The organism is Rathayibacter sp. AC451 (assembly GCF_979253095.1).
Genome location: NZ_CEEDBD010000001.1, coordinates 1,249,988 through 1,271,430 on the forward strand (window position 1 = coordinate 1,249,988; position 21,443 = coordinate 1,271,430).

Sequence of the window (21,443 nt, forward strand, 5' to 3'; positions counted from 1 at the left end):
GGGCGGTGCGACGGCGCGGTTCCGCCACGCTACCTCATCGGCCCGGGAACGACGGACGCCCGCCCCACCGGAGTGGGACGGGCGTCACGACGTGCGGGAGGGATCAGCTCTCGACGGGAGCCTCGACCGGCGCCTCGGCGTCGGCCTCCTCGGCCACGACGGGCGCGAGGGACAGCTTGCCGCGATCGTCGATCTTGGTGATCTGCACGAGCAGCTTCTGGCCGACTCCGAGGACGTCCTCGACGTTCTCGACGCGCTTGCCACCGGCGAGCTTGCGCACCTCGCTGATGTGCAGCAGTCCGTCCTTGCCGGGCAGCAGCGAGACGAACGCGCCGAACGTGGCGAGCTTGACGACGGTTCCGAGGAACTGCTCGCCGACCTCGGGGTTCGTCGGGTTCGCGATCGCGTTGACCTGGGCACGGGCGGCCTCGGCCGACGGTCCGTCGACGGCGCCGATGTAGACGGTGCCGTCCTCCTCGATGGAGATGTCGGCGCCGGTCTCGTCCTGGATCGCGTTGATCGTCTTGCCCTTGGGGCCGATCAGCTCGCCGATCTTGTCGACGGGGATCTGCACCGAGATCACGCGGGGCGCGGTCGGGGCCATCTCGTCGGGCTGGTCGATCGCGGCCGTGAGCACGGCGAGGATCGTGCTGCGCGCGTCCTTGGCCTGCTTGAGCGCGGCGTCGAGGACCGACGACGGGATGCCGTCGAGCTTCGTGTCGAGCTGGATCGCGGTGACGAACTCGGCGGTGCCGGCGACCTTGAAGTCCATGTCGCCGAGCGCGTCCTCGGCGCCCAGGATGTCGGTCAGCGCCGCGTAGCGGGTCTGACCGTCGACGACGTCGGACACGAGGCCCATCGCGATGCCCGCGACCGGGGCGCGCAGCGGCACACCGGCGTTGAGGAGCGACAGGGTCGAGGCGCAGACGGAGCCCATCGACGTCGAGCCGTTGGAGCCGAGAGCCTCGGACACCTGGCGGATCGCGTAGGGGAACTCCTCGCGCGAGGGCAGCACCGGCACGAGGGCGCGCTCGGCGAGGAAGCCGTGCCCGATCTCGCGACGCTTCGGCGACCCGACGCGACCGGTCTCACCGGTCGAGTAGGGCGGGAAGTTGTAGTGGTGCAGGTAGCGCTTCTTGGTGACGGGCGACAGCGAGTCGATCTGCTGCTCCATCTTGAGCATGTTCAGCGTGGTGACGCCCATGATCTGGGTCTCGCCGCGCTGGAAGATCGCCGAGCCGTGGACGCGCGGGATGACCTGCACCTCGGCGTCGAGCGGACGGATGTCGGCCAGGCCGCGACCGTCGATGCGGACGCCGTCGCGGAGGATGCGTCCGCGGACGACGACCTTCGTGACGCCCTTGTAGGCGGCGGAGACCTGTCCGTAGGCCTCGGCCGAGAGCTGACCGGACGCGATGCGCTCGGCGATCTGCTCCTTGACCTTCGCCTTGAGGACGTCGTCGGCGTCCTGGCGCTCGGTCTTGTCGGCGATCGAGTAGATGCGGACGAGCTCGTCGTAGCTGAGCTCGGCGACGTTGTCGTAGGTCTCCTGCGCGTAGGGCAGGAACACCGGGTAGTCCTTCACGGGCTTCGCGGTGTTCGCGGCCATCTTCGCCTGCGCCTCGACGAGCGCGCGGATGAAGGGCTTGGAGGCCTCGAGGCCCTGAGCCACGACGGTCTCGTCGGGCTTGGTGGCGCCCGCCTTGATGAGGTTCCAGGAGCCCTCGGTCGCCTCGGCCTCGACCATCATGATGGCGACGTCCGAGGAGCCGTCCTCGTTGGTGACGACGCGGCCCGCGACGGTGAGGTCGAAGACGGCGTTCTCGAGCTGCGAGGCCTTGGGGAACGCGATCCACTGGTCGTTGCCCGAGCCGTCCGACATGAGCGCGAGGCGCACACCGGCGATGGGGCCCGAGAAGGGCAGTCCCGAGATCTGGGTCGAGGCGCTCGCGGCGTTGATCGCGAGGGCGTCGTAGAACTCGTCGGGAGCGATGCTCAGGACCGTGATGACGATCTGGACCTCGTTGCGCAGGCCCTCGACGAACGAGGGGCGCAGCGGCCGGTCGATCAGACGGCAGACCAGGATCGCCTCTGTGGAGGGGCGGCCCTCGCGGCGGAAGAACGAGCCGGGGATCTTGCCGGCGGCGTAGGAGCGCTCCTCGACGTCGACGGTCAGCGGGAAGAAGTCGAAGTTGTCCTTCGGGTTCTTCGACGCCGACGTGGCCGAGAGGATCATCGTGTCCTCGTCGAGGTACGCGGCGACCGCTCCCTGAGCCTGCTGCGCGAGGCGGCCGGTCTCGAAGCGGACGGTGCGGGTGCCGTACGAGCCGTTGTCGAGAACGGCTTCGGCGAATGTGATTTCAGGACCTTCCAAGAGGTTCTGTCTCCTTCAACGTATGCAGCGGCGCCCGTTCTGGGCACCGGCGTTCGTCGGAGCAGAGTTCCGGTCAGGAATCGAGACGATTCCACGGCAGGGCGTCGCGCCGTGCCGTCGTGTGGAGGGCGTTCGTGCTGGCCACCAGTAGAAAAGCTCCGGGTCGCCTCCTGTGCGACGACGCCGCACCTGTGAACCGGGACTCCACCACCGAGGACCAGCTTCCTGCCGGCCTGCTCCGTGGTTCGAACCCGGTGACGGCCGGCGGCCGCTGCGGATTCGGAACCGGTTCATGCTATCAGGGCGGGTGCTCCAGGGCCAGGAAGCGGGGTGCCGCGCGGTGCGGGGTGCCGGTCAGCCGCGGGTCTCGTGCATCAGGAGCTGCACCCGGAGCGCGCCCTTGACCGTCACGATCCGAGCGGGCACGCGAGGCTGCTTCCCCGCCTCCGACAGTCGCGAGAGTGCCGCGTCGACGACGTTCTCGAGCCCGCGCGGCACGAAGCCGACGAGGTCGGAGGGCCGGTGGTTCGCGAACAGGCGGACCGGCATGGGCGCGTCCACGCGCTCCTCCTCGAGAGTGCGGCGCGGGATGACCGCCGTGATCTCGTCCTCGCCGAGCGCGAGCACCCGGGCGAGCTCCTCCTGGTGCGGCGTGCTGTCGGCGAGGGTGAGCAGCGTGTCCCCGCGGCGGGACTTGGGCAGGAGGTCGTAGTCGTAGTCGTCGAGCTTCCCCGATCCGCGGTCGTTCGCGGGCAGGGGGTTCTGGTCGTCGCGGTCGCGGCCGAAGGAGAAGAGCTTCATGCCCCCATTGTGACCGCCGACGGGCCTGCGCGAGGTGCCCGGATCAGGCTCGGGAGCGGAGCATCCGGCCGATCGCGGCGAGCACCAGCACCAGCACCACGGCGACGAAGGCGAGGAGGACGGGGACGGCGGGCAGGAACGCCAGCGCGGCGCCGATCGCGAGGACCGGCACCGCGAGACCGAGGTACGCCGCGAGGAACATGCCTGCCAGCACCTCGCCGCGCGCGGCGTCGGAGGCGAGGGAGCCCGCGACCGCGAGGGACAGGCGGAAGAGGAGCCCGACTCCGGCGCCGGCGAGCACTCCCCCGGCCACGAAGGGCGCGACGGCGGCGGCGACCGCGCCGACCGCGACCAGGACGAGGCCGACGGTGAGAGCGGCCGCCGAGAGCAGCAGCGCCGGGCGGGCGGACAGCCGTGCCGACACCAGCTGCGCCACCGCTCCTGCGGCGAAGACCCCGAACGACACCGCGCCGGCGAGCAGGTGCGACGTCTCGCCGAAGCGGACGGCGAGGAAGGTCGGGGCGAGCGAGGTGAAGAGGCCGAAGACGGCGAAGCCCGCGAACGCGCCGACCGCGGCCGAGAGGAAGGCGCCGCGCGACTCGGCGGGGACGGCGAGCCGCTGCGGGCGGTAGGCGGGCAGGATCTCCCGGCGCTCGACGGTCTCCGGCACCAGCGCCACTGCGACGCCCAGCACGACGAGCAGCACGAGGAAGACCTCGTAGGGCACGACGAGCGGCCGGTCGACCGTCACGGCGAGGATCCCGCCGACGAGCGGGCCGAGCGCGAGTCCGCCCATGTTGACGAGGGTCGAGACGGCGCGCGAGGTTCCCGGGCCCTCGTCGGGACGCGCCACCGCGCGCAGCTCGGACAGGTGCGCGGTCGCGGTCGCCGTGAGGGCGCCGACTCCGAGGCCGGTCAGCAGGCGTGCGACGAGCAGCCCGGGCACCTCCGGCCAGAGCAGGAACACGACGGCGGCGAGCACCTCCACGAGGATCGACGCGAGCAGGATGCGGCGCCGTCCGAGCCAGTCGCTGACGTGGCCCGCGAGGAAGAGGCTGGCGACGACTCCGACCGCGTAGGCGGCGAAGACGACCGTCACGACGACGGCGGGGAAGCCGTCGCGCTCCTGGTAGATCGCGTAGAGCGGAGTGGGGACCGTCGAGAACGCCATGACGGTCAGGAAGGCGACGGCGATCACCCAGAAGCCGTGCCGATGCGGGAGCTCGGGGCGGCGGGAGCGGGCGGGGGCGGTGGGGCGGGTGGTGAGGTCCGATGCGGTCACGTGATCAGAGTCCTCCCGGGCACTGTGCGTGTCCAACGGAGGATCTCGGTCCGATTGATCGGTTTCGACGCATAATGTGCGCATGGACGATCGTCAGCTCGCCGCCTTCGTCGCGGTCGCCGAGGAGCTCCACTTCACCCGGGCCGCTGCACGGCTGTTCGTGGTGCAGTCGACGCTCTCGGCCAGCATCCGCGCGCTCGAGCTCGAGCTCGGCTCGGCGCTGTTCGAGCGCTCGACGCGCCGGGTCGCGCTGACCGCGGTGGGCGAGGCGCTGCTCCCCGAGGCGCGGAGGGCGATCGACGGCCTCGACCGGATGCGCTCGCTCGCCGCCGAGGACGCGGCGGGACTGCGCGGCCGCGTCCGGGTGGGGACCTTCTCGGGGATGGACCTCGTCGACCTGCCCGGGGCGCTCGGGGCGTACCGGCGACGGCATCCGCTCGTCGATCTGCTGCTGAGGACCTCGGCCACCGGATCCACCGGGCTCGCCGAGGACCTGCGCCGCGGGCGGCTGGACGCGGCCCTGCTCGCGCTGCCGAGCGGCGAGCTCGCGGATCTCGCGGCGACTCCGCTCGTGCGCAGCGGCTACGTGCTGCTGGTCGCCGACGGGCATCCGCTCGCCGAGGCGACGGCACCTGTGCCGGCGGACCTGACGGGCGAGACCTTCGTCGACACTCCCGGCGGCTTCGGCAACCGGGTGAGCGTGGACCGGGCCTTCCTGGCCGAGGGCGTGCCCCGGCGGGTGGCGACCGAGGTGGCCGACCTGCCCGGGATCCCCCGCTTCGTGCAGGCGGGTCTGGGGGTGGCGGTCGTGCCGCGCGTCGGAGTGGCTCCACTCGCGGGCGTCACCGCGATCGACCTCGACTGGCCGGGGCTCGAGTGGGAGCTCTCGGTCTGCACGGCGGCGCAGCCGTCCGCGGCGGTCCAGGCGCTCACCGCGCTCCTCCGGGAGCGCCGGGACGCTCAGACGTGCTGAACCCGCCCTAACCCTCGAGCAGCGGGCCGCGGACGATCGAGTCGCCCGAGTGCGCCGGATCGCCGTCGAGCGGCTCCTCGGAGACGTCGACGAGCGGGTACTGCGCGAGGTCGAGATCGGCCGGGACGGCGAAGCGCCCCTCGGTGCCGTCGAGCGCCCCCAGGGGCACGAGTGCCGACGCGTCGGCCGCGAGGAGCCAGACCTCGCGGTAGCCGTCGCCGGAGCCGTCGGTGTCGAGATGCACGACGAGCTCGCGACCGCCGTCGACGTCCTCGAGCTCGGCGGTGCCCGTCGCTCCCTGCCAGGCCGGGAAGGCCTCGAGCTCGGCGCTCGCCAGCACGACGGCATCAGCGCCGGTCCGCGACGCCTGCCACCACGCACCGCCCGCGACGCCGACCACGAGTGCCGCGCAGGCGGCGACGGCCGTGAGGACGAGGCGGCTCGTGCGGCGTCGGCGGCGGCGCTCGGGACGGTGCCGCGCGGTCGAGTCGGACGCGGTCGGGCCGGACGCGGACGAGTGGGCCGCAGAGGAGCCGGACGCGCCCGAGCCCCCGGGCGCGGACTCCGCGTCGGCGACCGGGAGCGCCACCGGCGCCGCCACGGGCTCCTCCAGGCCGAGCTCGTCGCGGATGCGGGTCCACACCGCGGCCGACGGCGACTCGAGCTCGAGCGCACGGGTGTCGCGGCCCAGCTCGGCGACGTGCCCGAGCTCAACGAGCTGCCGGGCGCAGTCGGGGCACTCGGCGAGGTGAGCGTCGGCGCCGTCGGTCGACTCCTCGCCGAGAGCGAGCAGGGCGATCTCGTCGGGATCCAGGTGGGTCACGGGGTGCTCACCTCCAATCGGGTGCGGAGTCTGTCGAGGCTGCGGCGGATGTGGCTCTTGACGGTGCCGAGCGGGAGCCCGGTGCGCTCCGCGATCTCGGTGTGGGTCAGGTCGTCGTAGAAGGCGAGGCTCATGACCCGGCGCGGGACCGGGTCCAGCCGCGCGAGCTCGTCCGCGACCAGGACCTTGGCCTCCAGATCGACCGGGGTCGCCCCCTCCTCGATCGGAGCGACCGCGACGAGGGCCTGGGTGAGACGGCGCTCCCTCGAGCGGTTCTCGTGGGCGTCGGCGATGCGGTTGCGCGAGATGCCGACCAGCCAGGCGCCGAGGGCGGCTCGGCCGGGATCGAAGTTCTGCCGGCCGGTCCAGGCCGAGACGAAGACGCGCTGCACGACGTCCTCGGCGTCTCCGCGATCGCCCAGCGAGCGAAGGGCCAGGGTGAACAGCAGGGGCGACCAGCGCGCGTAGGCCTCGGAGAGCGCCGACTCGTCGCCCGCCGAGAAGCGGAGCCCGAGACGGTGCACGACGGCGCGCTCGTCCTCGGCCCCGTCGAGGGGCTCGCTGGGAAGGGCGTCGGACAGTTCGATACTCCTGAGGTGAGGACGGCGCGGTGCCCGAGCGGCGGGCTGCGCTGCGGCGGTCGCTGCGCTCATCGTACGCGGGGCGGTCGCGGTCGCGGAGTCACGGTGACGGCACCGCCGTGACGACGACGTTGCTGAGGTAGTGGCGCGTGTCGTAGTCGAAGTCGCCACCGCAGGTGATGAGCACCAGGCGGGTCGCGCCGTCGCGGGTGAAGACGGCGGAGAGGTCGACCGAGCTCTTCTCGGTGGTCTCGACCGTCGAGACGGTGAAGGAGCGCTCGACGCCGTCCTCGCCCGTGAGGCGGACGGTCTGACCCGGCTGCGCCTTCTTCAGCTCGGCGAACGGGCCGAGCCCGTAGGTGAGCGAGTCGACGTGCGCGGCGACGACGATCGTGCCGTCGGGCTCGTCGAGACCGGCGCCGAAGCGGTACCAGCCGGCGACATCGGTGTCGGGGACGAGCTCCATGGTGCCGTCGTCGGCGACTCCGACGGGCTCGAGGGGCATGTCGACCGGCAGCCCGTCGACGACGAGCCTGGTCGGCGCGACGACCGCGGGAGCGGGGGTGGCACCGAGGCTCGCATCCGCGAGGGGCACGGAGGGCACAGCGGGAGGTGACGAGGAGGGGATCGCGGTCGGCGCGGACGAGGGCTGTTCCGACGAGACGCTCGCGTCAGGGGCGGGCACGACCCCGGCCGCCTGTGCCGAGCATCCGGCGAGGCCCGCGCCGACCGCGATCGACCCGATCGCGACGAGGACGCGCAGACGGAAGGGGCTCCGGCTCATGACGTCCTCCAGTGTCGAGATCGGGCGGACCGGTCCGGACGCGCTCCAGCGCGTCCGGACCGGTGGTTCGTGCCGCGGGTCAGCGTCCCGCGGCGGCCTTGCGACGGCCGATCAGGGTCGCTCCGGCGAGACCGAGAGCGGCGAGGGCGGCAGCGCCCCACCATCCCGCGGCGGCGTCGGTGCGGTTGTCGGCGGCGAGTCCGGCCTCGCCGGCGGGGACGCCGGACGGGGTCGAGTGCAGGCCGTCGATGGTCTGCGTCGCGAGAGCGAGGTTGCCCTTGTCGAGGCTGCCCCAGGCGTAGACGATCGTGTTCACGCCCTCCTGGACCTGGACGTCGGCCGGGCCGATGACCGGGGCGGTCGTTCCGGTCGCCGCGACGACGGTCGAGATCGTCGCCGGAGCGAGGTTCAGGATGCCCTCGTTCGGGTTGGTGACGTTGGTCAGGACGGGCGAGCCGCCGGCCAGGATGTCGACGGCCGGAGCGGCGGCGATGTGACGGACGGTGAGCCGGCCCTCACCCGCGGCGGTCGCGGAGATGTCGTTCGGGAACAGCGTCGCGGTGGGGGTGTTGTCGGTCTTCAGGTGCGCGGCGACGGTGTAGCTCTTGCCCGCCTCCAGGGCGAGGTCGACCGGGCCGATGACCGGGGCGCTCGCGTCGGCCGCGTCCGCAGCCGTGATCGCCACGGTGTAGGTGCCGGTCGGCAGGTCCAGCGGGCCCGCGAGGGTGCCGGGGGTGAAGTCGTCGAGCGTCAGTGCTCCGTTGACGTACACGTCGACCGGGGTGTCGGGGACCGCGTGGAGGACGTACAGGTCGGCCGAGTCGGCGTCCGCGGCGTTCGCCGGTGCGGCGGCGAGCCCGACGACGGCCAGGGTGCCGACGCAGGCGCCGGTCAGGAGACGACGGGAGAAGCGGGTGGTGTTCACGGTGTTCCTCTTTCACGATGGGACCCGGTGAGGGGTCGGTGGGTGCTCGAGAAGGGCCTTCACGGACTACTTCCGGACGGAGGCCGTCGACGGATGCACGCAGCCGGGAATTTGTTCGAGGAATTCCGATCCGTCCCGCTCCTGCTCCCGATAAGGCCTGGTCGGCGCCGCATCCCGGGGTTACGATCCCGACGAGAGGGAGTCCCGGATGGTGCGACGCAGCACGCCCGCGACCGCGTCGGGCACGCGGAGATCTCCCGCGCGGCTCGGGCGCCCCCCGGCTCCTGGGCGTCGCCGCAGCGGCCGCCGCCGCCTCGGCCGTGCTGGTCCTGGCGCTGGGCTCGCTCGCGCCTCTCGCCGACCTGCCCGCCTCGGCGGGCGCGGCACCCGCGGCGTGCGCGGACGCGCAGGAGCTGCTCGCCCCCTCCCCCGGTCTCGGCGATCCCGATCCGGGACGACTGCTCGCCTGCTCCGACCGGGACCACCGGATCCTGACGATCCACAACCGCACGCCCGTCGTCTGGGTCCTCGGGGACGCCTCCGTCCGCGGTGTCGTCAGCCGGGCGGGAGGGGTGAGCGGGCTGCTGAGCTCCTACGCCGCCCGCTCGGGACGGGGTCTGCTCGTCGCGCCGGGAGCGTCCGTGTCGGTCTCTCCCGGGCCCGGCACGCTCCGGCCGCGCCCTGACCGCGAGGCGACGCGGCTGCACCTCGCCCTGACGGCGATCGTCGAGGCGCAGGACGCCGCGGAGGCGACCCTGCCGCCGAGGGCACCGCGCTCCCTCGTCCGCTCGGCCGCGCTCACCTGCGCACTCGCTCTCAGCGGAGGCGCCGAGGGCTGGTCGCTCACCGAGCCGGAGGCACTCGATCGCGCGGCGTCGACGGCCGGCTGCGCGCACGCGTGGCGGGCGGCGTCGTCGCGCGCCGCCGCCGACGGCTGGCGGCTGCCGCCGCTCGTCGAGCTGGGGGGATCCTCCGCCGGGCGGGGGGCGAGCACTCGCTCCCGCACCGCCGAGGACTGGTTCGAGTCGGCCGGCGGGTGGAGCTGGGGCGGGGTCGAGCGCCCGGTCCGGACCTGACGAAGCTCCCCCGGGAACGCGGAACGGGCCGCCCTCCGCGAGGAGGACGGCCCGTTCGGCAAGAAGTTCGCGGTGTCATCGAGACCCCGCGCTCGCTCCCGGAGGAACTAGCGGCGGAGGCCGAGACGCTCGATCAGCGCGCGGTAGCGGTTGATGTCCACGTCCGACAGGTAGCCGAGGAGTCGGCGACGCTGACCCACGAGCAGCAGCAGGCCACGACGCGAGTGGTGGTCGTGCTTGTGCTCCTTGAGGTGCTCGGTGAGGTCCTTGATCCGGCGGGTCAGGACGGCCACCTGGACCTCGGGGGACCCGGTGTCACCGGGGTGGGTCGCGTACTCTTCGATGATCGCCTTCTTGACATCTGCTTCGAGTGCCATAGGTGGATCCCCTCTCTCTCGTTGCGCGGTGCCCGGCGCCTGATGCGTGGGCTCTCTTGATCCGCGGCCGTCGAACGGCAACCGGACGAGCTTACCAGAGCGGAGCCCGTCTCGGGGCAGGGGCTCAGGCTCCGACGGCCCGGTTCCAGAGGACGACGAGCCACGGCGAGACGAGCAGCTCCCAGTAGACGAGGACGAGCAGGTTCAGCACCACCGCGATCCAGCCGGCGATCGGCGGGCGCTTCTCGCGGCGGCGGGCGCGGATCGACGACACTCCGAGCAGGATCCCGACCAGCAGGAGCGCGTGGATCAGCGCGGTGTAGAGGACGCCGACGACGAGATCGCTCACCGCGCGGTCGCCGGGGTAGGCGCCCAGGGAGATCAGGGAGTACCAGACGAAGAACGAGATCGGCACCGTGACGACCGCGATCGCCATGCCCGACAGGGCGGCTCCGTAGCGGCGCCACAGTGCGGCGACGCGCCCGCCGGACGCCGGGGAGGCGGCGGTGCGGGTCCGCGGGCGGGACGCGGCGCGCGTCGGCGCCGCCGTGCGGGTCGGCGCGGCGGTGCGGGTCGGCGCGGCGGTGCGGGCCGAGCGGCGCGGGGAGTCTGCTCCGGCCGCTCGCGACGCGGGGGCGGCCGGACGTCGGGGCGCGCCGTCGGATGACGTGCTCATGCCCACCACCCTAGAGGGTCCGCCGCGCGCGTCCCCGCCGGGCCGCAACGCGCGCCCGAGCGCACCGCAGCGCGCGCCCGAGCACAATGGAGCAGGTGAGCCAGCTCCCCCGCGCGCCCCGGCGCAGCCACGTCCTCGACGTCTCGCCGCTCCGGGAGTCCCCCGCGTTCGCCCGGCTGTGGGCCGGCAACGTGATCTCGGGCATCGGCGGGCAGATGACGATCGTCGCCGTCGGCCTCCACATCTACGAGCTCACGGGGTCGACCCTCGCCGTCGCGATGGTCGGCGTCGTGGCGCTGGTGCCGACGGTGATCGCGGGGCTCTACGGCGGCATGCTTGCCGATGCGTTCGACCGCCGCCTCGTGCTGCTCCTGTCGGCCCTCGTCGCCTGGGGCTCGACGGCCGGGATCGCCGCGCTCGCCTGGCTGGGCGCCGAGACCCCGCTGACCCTCTACGTCCTGACCGCGCTGAACGCCGTCGCGACGACCGTCATCGTGGCCACGAGGATGACGCTCGCGCCGCGGCTGCTCCGCCCGGAGCTGGTCCCCGCGGCCGCCGCGCTGGGCGGGATCGCCGGCGGCGTGGAGGTCACGGTGGGTCCGGCACTCGCGGGCGTCCTGGTGGCGGGCGTCGGCTTCCCGCTCACCTACACGATCGACGTCGTCCTGTTCCTCGCGGCGTTCCTGGGCATCGTGGGACTGCCGGCGCTGGTCCCCGAGGGCGAGCGGCAGCGGCCGGGACTCGAGTCGCTGCGGTTCGGGCTGCGATTCCTGCGCGGGGCGCCGAACATCCGGATGTCGTTCCTGGTCGACATCGTCGCGATGACCTTCGGGCAGCCGCGCGTCGTCTTCCCCGCCGCGGCGGCGCTCCTGCTGGGCGGAGGCGCGGTCACGGTCGGGGTCCTCACCGCGGCCTTCGCCGTCGGAGCACTGCTCAGCGGCGTCTTCTCGGGCCGGCTCACCGGCGTCCGGCGGCAGGGCTTCGCCATCGGCCGGTCGATCCAGGTCTACGGCGCGTTCATCGCGGCGTTCGGAGCGGTGCTCCTGACCGCCGCTCTGGTGCGGCACGACTCCTCGGTGCCGAACCTCGCCTTCATCGGCCTCGCCTCGCTCGCCCTGGCGGGCGCCGGAGCGGCCGACAACGTCAGCTCGATCTTCCGGCAGACCATGCTGCAGACCGCGGTGCCCGACAACATGCGCGGGCGGCTGCAGGGCGTGTTCATCGTGGTGGTCACCGGCGGACCGCGGGTGGGCGACCTCTACACGGGTCTCCTCGCCTCGCTGGCGCTGCTCTGGCTGCCGCCGCTGGCCGGAGGGCTCGCGATCCTCGCGATCCTCGCCGCGGTGCTGCGGACGCGGCCGGCGTTCCGCGGTTACGACGCGCTGCATCCGACGGCCTGAGGCGTCCGCCGCGCCCCGGAGCCGGAGCGCGGCGGACGGGGTCACTCCCCCGCGAAGTCGCTGGTGCCGCGTCCGTCGGTGAGGTTCTCGTCCGAGACGGCTCCGCTGTCGTCGTCGCGCCCCTCGACCCGGGTCGGACGGTAGACGTGGAAGCCCTCGTCGTCGTCCTCGAGCTCCCAGACGACCTCGACCTCCTCGCCGTCGATGTCGGCGACGCGGGTGAGGGAGCGCTGGGGTGCTCCGTCGACGAGCTCGAGGCGGATGCTCTCCTGCTCGGCTCCGCTGTCGAGGATGGCTGTGTACGTGGTGGTGTCCATGCCTGAACGGTAGGCACGCCCGCCCGGCGCTCGCCACCCCTTGCGGCCCCCGGGCAGCCGCGTAGCGTCGCCCCCATGACCGACACCGACATCACCCCTGCCAACTCCGACGACGTCGCCCAGATCGCCGAGCTCGTGAAGAGCGCGAAGATCGGGCTGCTCACCACCGTGAACGCGACCGGGCAGCTCGTCAGCCGACCCCTCGCCGCCCAGGACACCGACTTCGACGGCATCCTCTGGTTCTTCACCCAGGACCCCTCGCCCAAGGTCGACGACATCCGCGCGAACCCGAGCGTGAACGTGGCCTTCGAATCGAAGAAGGGCTACCTCTCGGTGGCCGGATCGGCGACCGTCGTGCACGATGCGGCGAAGGTCGACGAGCTCTGGAGCCCGCAGGTCGCGGGCTGGTTCCCCGAGGGCAAGGACGACCCCACCGTCGCGCTCCTGCGCGTCGAGGCCGAGACGGTCGAGCTGTGGGCCTCGGACGAGCCCGGACCCGTGGTGCTGCTGAAGGTGCTCGCCGCCGCGGTGAAGGGCGGACAGCCGGACGTGGGCGAGAACCGCACCGTCTCGTTCGAGTAGGCACCGCTCCCCGCGCTCTCGCGCGCGATGCCTCTCCGGTACGCCCCGCACGGCGTGTCGCGTACTGGAGGGGCATCTCGCGAGGTCGCGCCGAGCGTCAGGGGCCGCCGAAGCGCTCGGTGCGGACGCGCTCGGGGGCGTGGCCCTGGGCGACGAGCGCGGTGGCGACCGCCTCGACGAATGCGGTGGGTCCGCAGACGTAGACGGTGGGCCGGGCCGACGCCGGCAGCACCGCCTCGGCGAGGAGCTCCGGAGTGAGCCTGCCGGCCGGCCGCATCGCACCGGGCGGAGCGACGCGCGTGTAGACCGTGTCGACCGCGACTCCGCCCCGCTCGGCGGGCAGCTCGGCCAGCGCCTGCAGATCGCGCTGGTAGTACGCGAAGACGGGCGAGCGGACGGAGTACAGCAGGCGCATGGGCGCTGAGCTGCCCGTGCGGCCGTGCTCCCGCGCCATCGCCATCAGCGGCACGAGTCCGCTGCCGCCGGCGATCAGCTGCACCGGCTCGGTCTGCTCGGGACGCCAGACGAACCAGCCGCCGATCGGTCCGCGCACCTCCGAGGCTGTCGCCCGCCTCGAGGCCCTCGACCAGGTAGGGCGAGACCTCGCCGTCCTCGAGCCGCTCGACGGCCAGCTCGACGCGCTCGCCGTCGGCGGGGGCTCCGATCGAGTAGGACCTGCTCGCCTGGTAGCCGTCGGGCGCGGTGAGGCGCACGTCGAGGTGCTGCCCGGCGAGGTGGCCCGGCCAGCCTGGGACGCGCAGGGTGATCAGGCGAGAGGTCGGAGTGAGGGGCGCGACCGCCTCCGCCACCGACTCCTGCCACCTCACCGGTAGCGCTCCTCTTTCCACGGGTCGCCGTGCATGTGGTAGCCGTTCTGCTCCCAGAAGCCGGGCTCGTCGCCGGGCATCAGGCGCAGGCTCCTGACCCACTTCGCGCTCTTCCAGAAGTAGAGGTGCGGCACGAGCAGTCGCGCGGGGCCGCCGTGCTCGGCAGCCAGCGGCGCGCCCTCGAAGCTCGTCGCCACCCAGGCCTTCCCGCCGCGGATCTCGGCGAGGGGGAGGTTGGTGGTGTAGCCGCCGAAGCTCTGCGCCATGACGTATCCGGCGTCGCTCTCGATGCCGTCGAGCAAGGTGTCGACCGACACGCCCCGCCAGGTGGTGCCGAGCTTGGACCAGCGCGTCACGCAGTGGATGTCGGTGTGGACGTCCTCCTGCGGCAGGGCCTGGAACTCGTCCCACGACCAGCTGCGCACGCCCGCGGGCCCGGCGTCGATCGAGAAGCTCCACTCGTGGATGTTCGGGGTCGGCCCGATCGAGAGGACGGGGAAGCCGGTCTCGAGGTACTGCCCCGGCGGGATGTCCGGATTCTCGGTGCGCTTGCCGAAGAAGCCCCGCGTGATGATGCCCATGTCCGCCCTCGTCGTCCTCGGGGCCGGGCCCCGGATCGGTGGAAACCGCTCGTCGATCGCCAGGCTATCGCGGGGGCGGCGCGGATCGCCGCTACCGCATCCGGGACGCGCGGGCGAGCCCGGGCCGGTGTCGGCGGTGGGTGCGAGGATCGGCGCATGAGACGAACCGTCGTGCCGCCGTACCTCCTCGTCCGCATCGCCCGCCTCGACGATCCCGCCTTCGCGCGGGCGGCGCGGGCCGCGAGCCGCTCCCTCGAGCAGGACGTGCCGTTCCGGCGGGTCCGGCCGGGCGAGCCGTCCCCCGGTCGGGGCGCCCCCACCGCCACCGCCGCGCCCTCCCCCCGCAACCGCGTCGCCGCCCTGCAGCGCACGATCTCGGACGCGCAGACCACCGAGACGCTCCCCGGCGTCACCGTGCGCACGGAGGGGCAGCCGGCCACCGGCGACGTCGCGGTCGACGAGGCCTACGACGGGCTCGGCGCGATGTCGGCGTTCCTGCAGGAGGCCTACGGCCGCGACTCCATCGACGACGCGTGGCTGCCGCTGGACGCGACCGTGCACTTCGGCGACGACTACGACAACGCCTTCTGGGACGGCTCCCGCATGGTCTTCGGCGACGGCGACGGCCAGGTGTTCCGCCGCTTCACGATCTCGCCCAGCGTGATCGGCCACGAGCTGGCGCACGGGATGACCGAGTACACGGCGAACCTCGTCTACCGGGGGCAGTCGGGGGCGCTCAACGAGTCGATCTCGGACGTCTTCGGCGCGCTGCTCGAGCAGTTCGGCGCCGGACAGGGCGCCGACGAGGCCAGCTGGCTGATCGGCGAGGGCCTCTTCACCGACGAGGTCCAGGGCACGGCGCTGCGCTCGATGATCGCACCGGGCACCGCCTACGACGACGACGTGCTCGGGAAGGACCCGCAGCCGGGCTCGATGGACGACTACGTCGACACCGAGGACGACAACGGCGGCGTCCACATCAACTCCGGGATCCCCAACCGCGCCTTCGCGGTGGCGGCGATCACGCTCGGCGGGACGGCTTGGGAACGGGCCGGGCAGGTCTGGTACGACGTCCTCACCGGAGGGGTGCTCACCGCCACCGCCGACTTCACGACCTTCGCGGGCCTCACGGTCGCCGCGGCGGCCGAGCGCTACGGAGCGGGGTCCGACGTCGAGGAGGCGGTGCGCACGGGCTGGAGCACCGTGAAGGTCGAGCTGCCGTCCGCCTGAGCGGGGTTCACGCCGGGTGCGCTGCCGCCCGCGCCGCTCGGAGACCGGGCGAGTACCATCGCGCGCATGGACGTCATCGTGTCGCGCAGCGGAGGATTCGCCGGACTCCGGCGCGTGTGGCGGGTCGACGTGGAGGAGCAGCCGGACGAGCGCGCCTGGCGCGAGCTTCTCGGCTCTCTGCCGTGGGACGAGGACGAAGCTTCGGCCCCGTCACCGCCGCGTGCCGCGTCCCCCGAGCACGCTGCCGGGCGGCCCGACCGCTTCGTGTACGAGATCCAGGTGCAGACGCACCACGTGCGGCTCGGCGAGACGGAGCTCGACGGTGCCTGGCGCGAGCTGGTCGACCGCGTGAGGAAGGCGCAGCCGCGCTGATCCGCTCGGGGCCGATCCACTCGGGGCCGATCCGCTCGGTGCCGATCCGCTCGGTGCCGATCCGCTGTGCGCAGACCGCCGGACACGACGAAGGCGCAGCACCCGAGAGGGCTGCGCCTTCGCCGTGCGTGCGCCCGGAGGGCGCAACGGGAGGGACTACTTCGTGCCGAGCAGGTCGATCACGAAGATCAGGGTCTTGCCGGACAGCGGGTGCCCGCCGCCCGCGGGGCCGTAGGCCAGTGCCGGCGGGCAGACGAGCTTGCGGCGTCCGCCGACCTTCATGCCGGGGATGCCCTGCTGCCAGGCGCGGATCAGATTGTTCAGGGGGAAGTTGATCGACTGGTCGCGGCTCCAGGAGGAGTCGAACTCCTCGCCGGTGTCGTACTCGACGCCGAGGTAGTGCACCTCGACGGTCGAGCCGGGCTGCGCCTCGGCGCCGTCGCCGACGACGATGTCCTCGACGACGAGGGAATCGGGGGCCGGGCCCTCGGGGGCGTCGACCTCGGGCTTGGTCAGGTTCTCGCTGCTCATGGTCATCGATCTTAGAGCGGGGCGGCCGGGAGCGGGGTGTGCGGGGGCGGGCGGGTGAGGGAACCCGGGGACGTCGAGGGAGCCCGGTGCTACTGGTTCCCTCGACGGGCCGGGGTTCCCTCGGCAGTCACTCGACCAGGGTGAGGCGCTGTGTGGGGCGGGTCATCGCGACGTAGAGGGCGGCGGCTCCGCGCTCGCCGGCCTCGGCGATCAGGCGCGGACGGGCGATGACGACGGAGTCGAACTCGAGGCCCTTCGCCTCGGTGGTGGACAGCACGGCGATCGCGCGGTCGAGACCGGTCGAGCCGCGGCCGACGGCGCGGCCGAACTCCTCCTCGAGGCGCGCGGTGATCGCGTCGAGGTCGGCGTCGGGCGCGATCACGGCGAGGGTCCCCTCCGTCGAGATCTCCTGGTCCTCGCGGAGCGCGCCCAGGACGCGGTCGGGGAGGGTCGCGTCGCCGCGGTCGCGGATCGTGCGGACGGGCCACTCCGTCGAGCGGACCGAGCGGCTCGGAGTGATCTCGAGGCCGTTCTGCCGTGCCGTCCGCTCGGCGAACGCGACGATCTGCGCGGGCGTGCGGTAGTTGACGGTGAGCTCCTCGATGCGCCAGACGGGCGCCTCGCCGGCGCGGCCCTGGCGGCCGAACCCGTCGCGCAGCGCGTCGTCCCAGCTCGACGCGGCGGACGCTCCCGAGGCCTGGGCGACGTCGCCGACGATGGTGAAGGAGCGCATCGGGCAGCGGCGGATGAGCACGCGCCACTGCATCGGGGAGAGCTCCTGCGCCTCGTCGACCACGACGTGGCCGTAGGTCCACGAGCGGTCGGCGGCGGCGCGCTCGGCGGTCGTGCCGAGGCTGGTGCGCTCCGCGAACCCGGCGGCGAGGTCCTTGGCGTTGACGAGACCGTCGACGCCCATGTTGCGGATCGCCTGCTCGGCGTTCTCGATGTCGCGACGGCGCTGCTCCTTCTCGGCCTTCTTCTGCGCGTCGGCGTGGTCGTCGTAGGCGCCGAGGAGCTCGGCGGCCTCGTCGAGCAGCGGCACGTCCGAGACCGTGAAGGGCGCGTCGCGGCCTCGGCGCAGGAGCGCGCGCTGCGCCGGGGTCCAGCGCGGCGTGAGCGTGGCGAACCAGTTCGGCCGGGCGTAGAGGTCTTGGATCAGCTTCTCGGGGGTGAGCGGGATCCAGGCGGTGTTGAGCGCGATGCGCACGTCGTTCGCGGTGCGGACGTCCTCGCGGAGCACGGCCTCGTCGGCCTCGTCGACCGTGTTGCCGTGGCTGCGCAGCTGGTCGGCGAGCTGCTTCGTGAGGTCGCGGATCATGGTCTTCACGAAGCTCACGCGCGCCTCGTTGTGCGGCTTGCGCGACTCCCGCGCCCGGGTGATCGCCCGCTCGACGTCGTGCGGCTCGAGGCGCAGCTTCTCGCCGTTGACGTCGAGGATCTGCGTCTCGGCGGGGACGACCTGGCGCGAGCGGACCGCGCGGCGCAGCAGCTCCGCCATGCGCGCGGAGCCCTTGACCCGCGCGACGGCCGGGTCGTCCTCGTCGACGAGGTCGAGCCCCGGGTAGAGCTGCCCGAGGGTCGAGAGCACCACCCCCGTCTCGCCGAGGGAGGGCAGCACCGCCTCGATGTAGCGCAGGAACGAGCGGGAGGGACCGACGACGAGCACCCCGGAGGAGGCGATGCGGTCGCGGTAGGAGTAGAGGAGGTAGGCGGCGCGGTGCAGCGCCACGGCGGTCTTGCCGGTGCCGGGGCCGCCCTGCACGACGAGCACGCCGCGCAGGTCGGAGCGGATGATGCGGTCCTGCTCGCCCTGGATCGTCGCGACGATGTCGTGCATCCGGCCCGTGCGCTCCGCGCCGAGCGCGGCCATGAGCGCGCCCTCGCCCTGCAGCGCCGTGCCCTCGCGCAGCAGCTCCTCGTCGAAGACCTCGTCCTCGAAGCGGACGACCTCGCGGCCGCGGGTGGTCAGATGGCGGCGCGCGCGGGTGCCCATGGGGCGCGCCGCGGTCGCCTGGTAGAAGGCGGCGGACTGCGGGGCGCGCCAGTCGAGCAGGAGCGTGTCCTGCTCCTCGTCGCGCAGGCCGATGCGGCCGATGTAGCGGTGCTCGGTCTCCTGGTCGGCGAGGGTGAGCCTGCCGAAGGCGAGCCTGTCGTCGGCGCCCGACAGGGTCCGGATGCGGTCCTCGTAGAGTCGGGCGTACGCGTCGCGCTCCGACCGGCTCTGGTGGTTGCCGCCGACGCTCTGGATGCGCACCGTGTCCAGCGCCCGGCGCGCCTGCGCGATCAGCTCGTCCAGCCGGGCGTAGAGCCCCGCCACGTACTCGCGCTCGCGCGTGAGCTCGGTCTCGAGGATCGTGTTCCCGTCCGTCATCGTGCGCCCTTCCCGTGCTGGCCCGTCGCGGCCGGGAGGCGGATCGCGCTCCGGGGGCCGCAGGAAAACAGGCGGTCCAGTCTAACGACCGCGCGAGCCGGGAACCGCGCCGACGGCCGCCCCGCTCCTCGTGGGCCGGGGTCTTGACCCGGCGCGCGTCGAGGAGGATGCTCGACGCCAAGAAGAGCTCGACCCCCGGTCCGAGCAGGCGGCCCTGCCCCTGCCGTCGGGGGTCGATCTCTGTTCCGGCGCCTCTCGTCGGGCCCGCCTCCAGGAAGGGCCGAGCGGGCTGCTGGGATGATGGCGGCAGGGGGCGGCCGCGCTCCCGCCCGACGGCCGTCCACCGGCCCCGCCCCCGGGAGCCCGCCATGACCCCGACCCCCGCGTCCGCGCCCGTGCGGCGCCTGCGATCGGTGCGGGTGCGGATCCTGGCCGCGATCCTGGTCGTGACGGCGCTCGGGCTCCTCGTCTCGGGAGGCGCGTCGTTCCTCCTGCAGCGCGACCGGATCCTGGCGTCGATCGACGAGGAGCTGCGCCAGCAGGTCGAGAGCGTGCGCACCATCGTCGAATCGCCCCAGGAGGCGGTGGTCGTCGAGCCGGACGACGCTCCGCTCACCGCGGCGCCGACCGACGGCTCCGGCTTCACCGACATGGACGCTCTGCTGCGGACCGTCCTCGGGCAGGTGCTGCCCCGGCTCGACGGGAGCACGGTCGGCCTCGTCGACGGAGTCGCACGCTGGGAGCCGCAGCCGTACGCCCTCAGCTTCCTGCTCGACGACGACGCCGCGTTCCTCGCCCGGGTGTCGGAGGAGACCGCTGCCGGCGCGACCGTGCTGGGCTGGGGCGAGACCGACGACGGGACGCTGCGGTACGCGGCCGTGCCGCTCCGGGTGGAGGGCGCGGGCACCGAGGGCGTCTTCGTCACCGCGATCGACACCGACGCGCGGCTGTCGGATCTGAGCGACGTCTCGCTCAGCTACGCGGTGATCGCCCTGGTCGCCCTCGCCGCGACGGGGCTGGTCGGCTGGTTCGTCGCCGGCCGGCTCCTCTCCCCCATCCGCGAGCTGCGGCGGACCGCCTCGCGCATCACCGCGACCGACCTGGGCGAGCGGATCCCGGTCGCCGGCGACGACGACGTCTCGGACCTCACCCGGACGGTGAACGACATGATCGGCCGGCTCGAGGGCTCGTTCGAGGCGCAGCGCCGGCTCCTGGCCGACGTGCGGCACGAGCTCGGCACGCCGATCACGATCGTCCGCGGGCACCTGGAGCTCGTCGACACCCGCGACCCCGTGGACGTCGAGTCGACGCGGGCGATCGCGCTCGACGAGCTGGACCGGATGGGGCACCTGCTGGAGGACATCGCGGAGCTGTCCGAGGCGGAGCGCGAGGACCGCGTCGCCCCGCAGCCCACCGCCATCGGCGAGCTGACCCGCCAGGTGCTCGCGAAGGTCTCGGTGATCCCCGGGCCCCGGTGGCGCTCCGGGCCCGTCGCCGAGGTCCGGATCGACGCCGATGCGGCCCGCCTGACGCAGGCCTGGCTGCAGCTCGCCGACAACGCGGCGAAGTACAGCCCGGAGGGGTCGACGATCGTCCTCGGCAGCGAGCGGCGCGGCGACCGGGTCGAGCTGTTCGTCACCGACGAGGGGCCCGGCATCCCGCCGGCCGCGCGCGACCGGATCTTCGAGCGCTTCGGCCGGGTCGACGACGGGCGCGGGATCCGCGGCTCCGGTCTCGGCCTCGCGATCGTGTCGGCCATCGCCCGCGCGCACGGCGGCCGGGTCGAGCTCGACTCGGTGCCCGGCCGCGGCACCCGCTTCGCCCTCTCGCTGCCGCTGGAGCGGCATCCGCACGACGACACCGACGACAGGACAGGGAGCACCGAGTGAGCACGATCCTCATCGCCGAGGACGAGGAGCGGATCGCCGCCTTCGTCGAGAAGGGCCTGCGGGCGGCGGGGTACACCACGACGCGCGCCGCCCGCGGGGACGACGCGCTGTCGTACCTCCGCGGCACCCCGTTCGACCTGGTGCTGCTGGACGTCGGACTGCCCGGCCTGGACGGGTTCGCGGTGCTGCGGGCGCTGCGGGCGGAGGGGTCGACGCTCCCCGTGATCATGCTGACGGCCCGCAGCTCGGTCACCGACACCGTCGAGGGGCTCGATCTCGGCGCGAACGACTACCTCGCGAAGCCGTTCCGCTTCGACGAGCTGCTCGCGCGGATCCGGCTGCGGCTGCGCGAGGCCGCCGCGACCGGTGCGGGCGAGGACGACGGGACGCTCGTGCACGGCGGGGTGACGCTGGATCTGCGGTCGCGCCGGGCGACGGTGGAGGGCGGGACGATCGACCTGTCCGCCCGCGAGTTCGCCCTGGCCGAGGAGTTCCTCCGCCACCCCGAGCAGGTGCTCAGCCGCGAGCAGCTGCTCAGCCGGGTGTGGGGCTACGACTTCGACCCGGGCTCGAACGTGGTGGACGTCTACGTGCGCTACCTGCGGGGCAAGATCGGCGCCGACCGGATCGAGACGGTGCGCGGCATGGGGTACCGGATGGTGGGCTGACGC

At 73.3% G+C, this 21,443-nt stretch carries 22 protein-coding genes and 1 pseudogene; 8 read left to right on the forward strand and 15 right to left on the reverse strand.

Annotation, left to right across the window (positions count from 1 at the left end; genetic code table 11):
* Positions 1 to 103: 103 nt before the first annotated feature.
* From AC0CID_RS05930 to AC0CID_RS05940, 3 genes are all read right to left on the reverse strand, one after another.
* Positions 104 to 2,374 (reverse strand): polyribonucleotide nucleotidyltransferase, encoded by a 2,271-nt coding sequence (locus AC0CID_RS05930; protein WP_207407766.1) that lies wholly within the window; start codon positions 2,372 to 2,374, stop codon positions 104 to 106.
* A 354-nt stretch (positions 2,375 to 2,728) separates the two neighbouring features.
* Positions 2,729 to 3,175: a hypothetical protein gene (locus tag AC0CID_RS05935; protein WP_207407764.1), complete on the reverse strand. Its 447-nt coding sequence runs from the start codon at positions 3,173 to 3,175 to the stop codon at positions 2,729 to 2,731.
* A gap of 43 nt (positions 3,176 to 3,218) precedes the next feature.
* Complete coding sequence (locus tag AC0CID_RS05940) at positions 3,219 to 4,457, reverse strand: MFS transporter (RefSeq protein WP_465226085.1); 1,239 nt, start codon at positions 4,455 to 4,457, stop codon at positions 3,219 to 3,221.
* Between the two features lie 82 nt (positions 4,458 to 4,539).
* Between AC0CID_RS05940 and AC0CID_RS05945 the strand changes: the two genes are divergently transcribed.
* A complete protein-coding gene (locus AC0CID_RS05945; protein WP_465226086.1) occupies positions 4,540 to 5,430 on the forward strand; it encodes a LysR family transcriptional regulator in 891 nt (296 codons plus the stop codon).
* Positions 5,431 to 5,437: 7 nt separating this feature from the next.
* On the opposite strand, the gene AC0CID_RS05950 is transcribed toward AC0CID_RS05945, so the two are convergent.
* The 4 genes from AC0CID_RS05950 to AC0CID_RS05965 all read right to left on the reverse strand — a co-directional run bounded on the left by AC0CID_RS05950 (position 5,438) and on the right by AC0CID_RS05965 (position 8,543).
* The gene (locus AC0CID_RS05950; protein WP_465226087.1) at positions 5,438 to 6,253 is read right to left on the reverse strand and encodes an anti-sigma factor; all 816 of its coding nucleotides are present in this window, start codon (positions 6,251 to 6,253) and stop codon (positions 5,438 to 5,440) included.
* On the reverse strand, positions 6,250 to 6,906 hold the full coding sequence (locus tag AC0CID_RS05955) for an RNA polymerase sigma factor (protein WP_251946954.1): 657 nt from the start codon (positions 6,904 to 6,906) through the stop codon (positions 6,250 to 6,252). Before AC0CID_RS05955 ends, AC0CID_RS05950 begins: the two co-directional genes overlap by 4 nt.
* 28 nt (positions 6,907 to 6,934) lie before the next feature.
* Entirely contained in the window at positions 6,935 to 7,618 is a 684-nt protein-coding gene (locus AC0CID_RS05960) for a class F sortase (RefSeq protein ID WP_465226088.1), read from the reverse strand.
* A 79-nt stretch (positions 7,619 to 7,697) separates the two neighbouring features.
* Positions 7,698 to 8,543, reverse strand: a complete 846-nt coding sequence (locus AC0CID_RS05965) for a DUF4397 domain-containing protein (protein ID WP_465226089.1) — start codon at positions 8,541 to 8,543, stop codon at positions 7,698 to 7,700.
* 320 nt (positions 8,544 to 8,863) lie between these two features.
* Between AC0CID_RS05965 and AC0CID_RS05970 the strand changes: the two genes are divergently transcribed.
* A complete protein-coding gene (locus tag AC0CID_RS05970; protein ID WP_465226090.1) occupies positions 8,864 to 9,619 on the forward strand; it encodes a hypothetical protein in 756 nt (251 codons plus the stop codon).
* 107 nt (positions 9,620 to 9,726) lie between these two features.
* On the opposite strand, the gene rpsO is transcribed toward AC0CID_RS05970, so the two are convergent.
* Positions 9,727 to 9,996 carry a 30S ribosomal protein S15 gene (gene rpsO, locus AC0CID_RS05975; protein WP_055793401.1) on the reverse strand — a complete coding sequence of 90 codons (270 nt, stop codon included), beginning with the start codon at positions 9,994 to 9,996 and terminating at the stop codon, positions 9,727 to 9,729.
* 124 nt (positions 9,997 to 10,120) lie between these two features.
* Positions 10,121 to 10,672, reverse strand: coding sequence for a hypothetical protein (locus AC0CID_RS05980; protein WP_465226091.1), 552 nt, complete (start codon positions 10,670 to 10,672; stop codon positions 10,121 to 10,123).
* Positions 10,673 to 10,758: 86 nt separating this feature from the next.
* Here AC0CID_RS05980 and AC0CID_RS05985 point away from each other — a divergent pair, with 86 nt between their 5' ends.
* On the forward strand, positions 10,759 to 12,072 hold the full coding sequence (locus AC0CID_RS05985) for an MFS transporter (protein WP_465226092.1): 1,314 nt from the start codon (positions 10,759 to 10,761) through the stop codon (positions 12,070 to 12,072).
* Between the two features lie 41 nt (positions 12,073 to 12,113).
* Here AC0CID_RS05985 and AC0CID_RS05990 read toward each other — a convergent pair whose 3' ends face one another.
* Positions 12,114 to 12,389, reverse strand: a complete 276-nt coding sequence (locus AC0CID_RS05990) for a hypothetical protein (RefSeq protein ID WP_207407684.1) — start codon at positions 12,387 to 12,389, stop codon at positions 12,114 to 12,116.
* 75 nt (positions 12,390 to 12,464) lie between these two features.
* Between AC0CID_RS05990 and AC0CID_RS05995 the strand changes: the two genes are divergently transcribed.
* On the forward strand, positions 12,465 to 12,971 hold the full coding sequence (locus tag AC0CID_RS05995) for a pyridoxamine 5'-phosphate oxidase family protein (RefSeq protein ID WP_465226093.1): 507 nt from the start codon (positions 12,465 to 12,467) through the stop codon (positions 12,969 to 12,971).
* Between the two features lie 97 nt (positions 12,972 to 13,068).
* Here the strand turns inward: AC0CID_RS05995 and AC0CID_RS06000 are convergent, their stop codons facing one another.
* From AC0CID_RS06000 to AC0CID_RS06010, 3 genes and pseudogenes are all read right to left on the reverse strand, one after another.
* Positions 13,069 to 13,524 carry a ferredoxin reductase domain-containing protein gene (locus AC0CID_RS06000; protein WP_465226094.1) on the reverse strand — a complete coding sequence of 152 codons (456 nt, stop codon included), beginning with the start codon at positions 13,522 to 13,524 and terminating at the stop codon, positions 13,069 to 13,071.
* Positions 13,525 to 13,588: 64 nt separating this feature from the next.
* Positions 13,589 to 13,900, reverse strand: a pseudogene (locus AC0CID_RS06005) (hypothetical protein); the annotation flags it as partial.
* The gene (locus AC0CID_RS06010) at positions 13,795 to 14,379 is read right to left on the reverse strand and encodes a sulfite oxidase-like oxidoreductase (protein WP_465226095.1); all 585 of its coding nucleotides are present in this window, start codon (positions 14,377 to 14,379) and stop codon (positions 13,795 to 13,797) included. The gene AC0CID_RS06010 and the pseudogene AC0CID_RS06005, both read right to left, overlap by 106 nt.
* 156 nt (positions 14,380 to 14,535) lie before the next feature.
* Here AC0CID_RS06010 and AC0CID_RS06015 point away from each other — a divergent pair, with 156 nt between their 5' ends.
* Complete coding sequence (locus tag AC0CID_RS06015) at positions 14,536 to 15,609, forward strand: M4 family metallopeptidase (protein ID WP_465226096.1); 1,074 nt, start codon at positions 14,536 to 14,538, stop codon at positions 15,607 to 15,609.
* Positions 15,610 to 15,675: 66 nt separating this feature from the next.
* Positions 15,676 to 15,981, forward strand: coding sequence for a protealysin inhibitor emfourin (locus tag AC0CID_RS06020; protein WP_465226097.1), 306 nt, complete (start codon positions 15,676 to 15,678; stop codon positions 15,979 to 15,981).
* A 156-nt stretch (positions 15,982 to 16,137) separates the two neighbouring features.
* Here AC0CID_RS06020 and AC0CID_RS06025 read toward each other — a convergent pair whose 3' ends face one another.
* Positions 16,138 to 16,512: an FKBP-type peptidyl-prolyl cis-trans isomerase gene (locus AC0CID_RS06025; RefSeq protein ID WP_278250109.1), complete on the reverse strand. Its 375-nt coding sequence runs from the start codon at positions 16,510 to 16,512 to the stop codon at positions 16,138 to 16,140.
* Positions 16,513 to 16,639: 127 nt separating this feature from the next.
* On the reverse strand, positions 16,640 to 18,883 hold the full coding sequence (locus AC0CID_RS06030; protein WP_465226098.1) for a HelD family protein: 2,244 nt from the start codon (positions 18,881 to 18,883) through the stop codon (positions 16,640 to 16,642).
* 368 nt (positions 18,884 to 19,251) lie between these two features.
* Between AC0CID_RS06030 and AC0CID_RS06035 the strand changes: the two genes are divergently transcribed.
* The gene (locus tag AC0CID_RS06035; protein ID WP_465226099.1) at positions 19,252 to 20,772 is read left to right on the forward strand and encodes a sensor histidine kinase; all 1,521 of its coding nucleotides are present in this window, start codon (positions 19,252 to 19,254) and stop codon (positions 20,770 to 20,772) included.
* On the forward strand, positions 20,769 to 21,440 hold the full coding sequence (locus AC0CID_RS06040; RefSeq protein ID WP_207407855.1) for a response regulator transcription factor: 672 nt from the start codon (positions 20,769 to 20,771) through the stop codon (positions 21,438 to 21,440). The genes AC0CID_RS06035 and AC0CID_RS06040 overlap by 4 nt, the downstream gene beginning before the upstream one ends.
* The last annotated feature ends 3 nt before the right edge of the window (positions 21,441 to 21,443 follow it).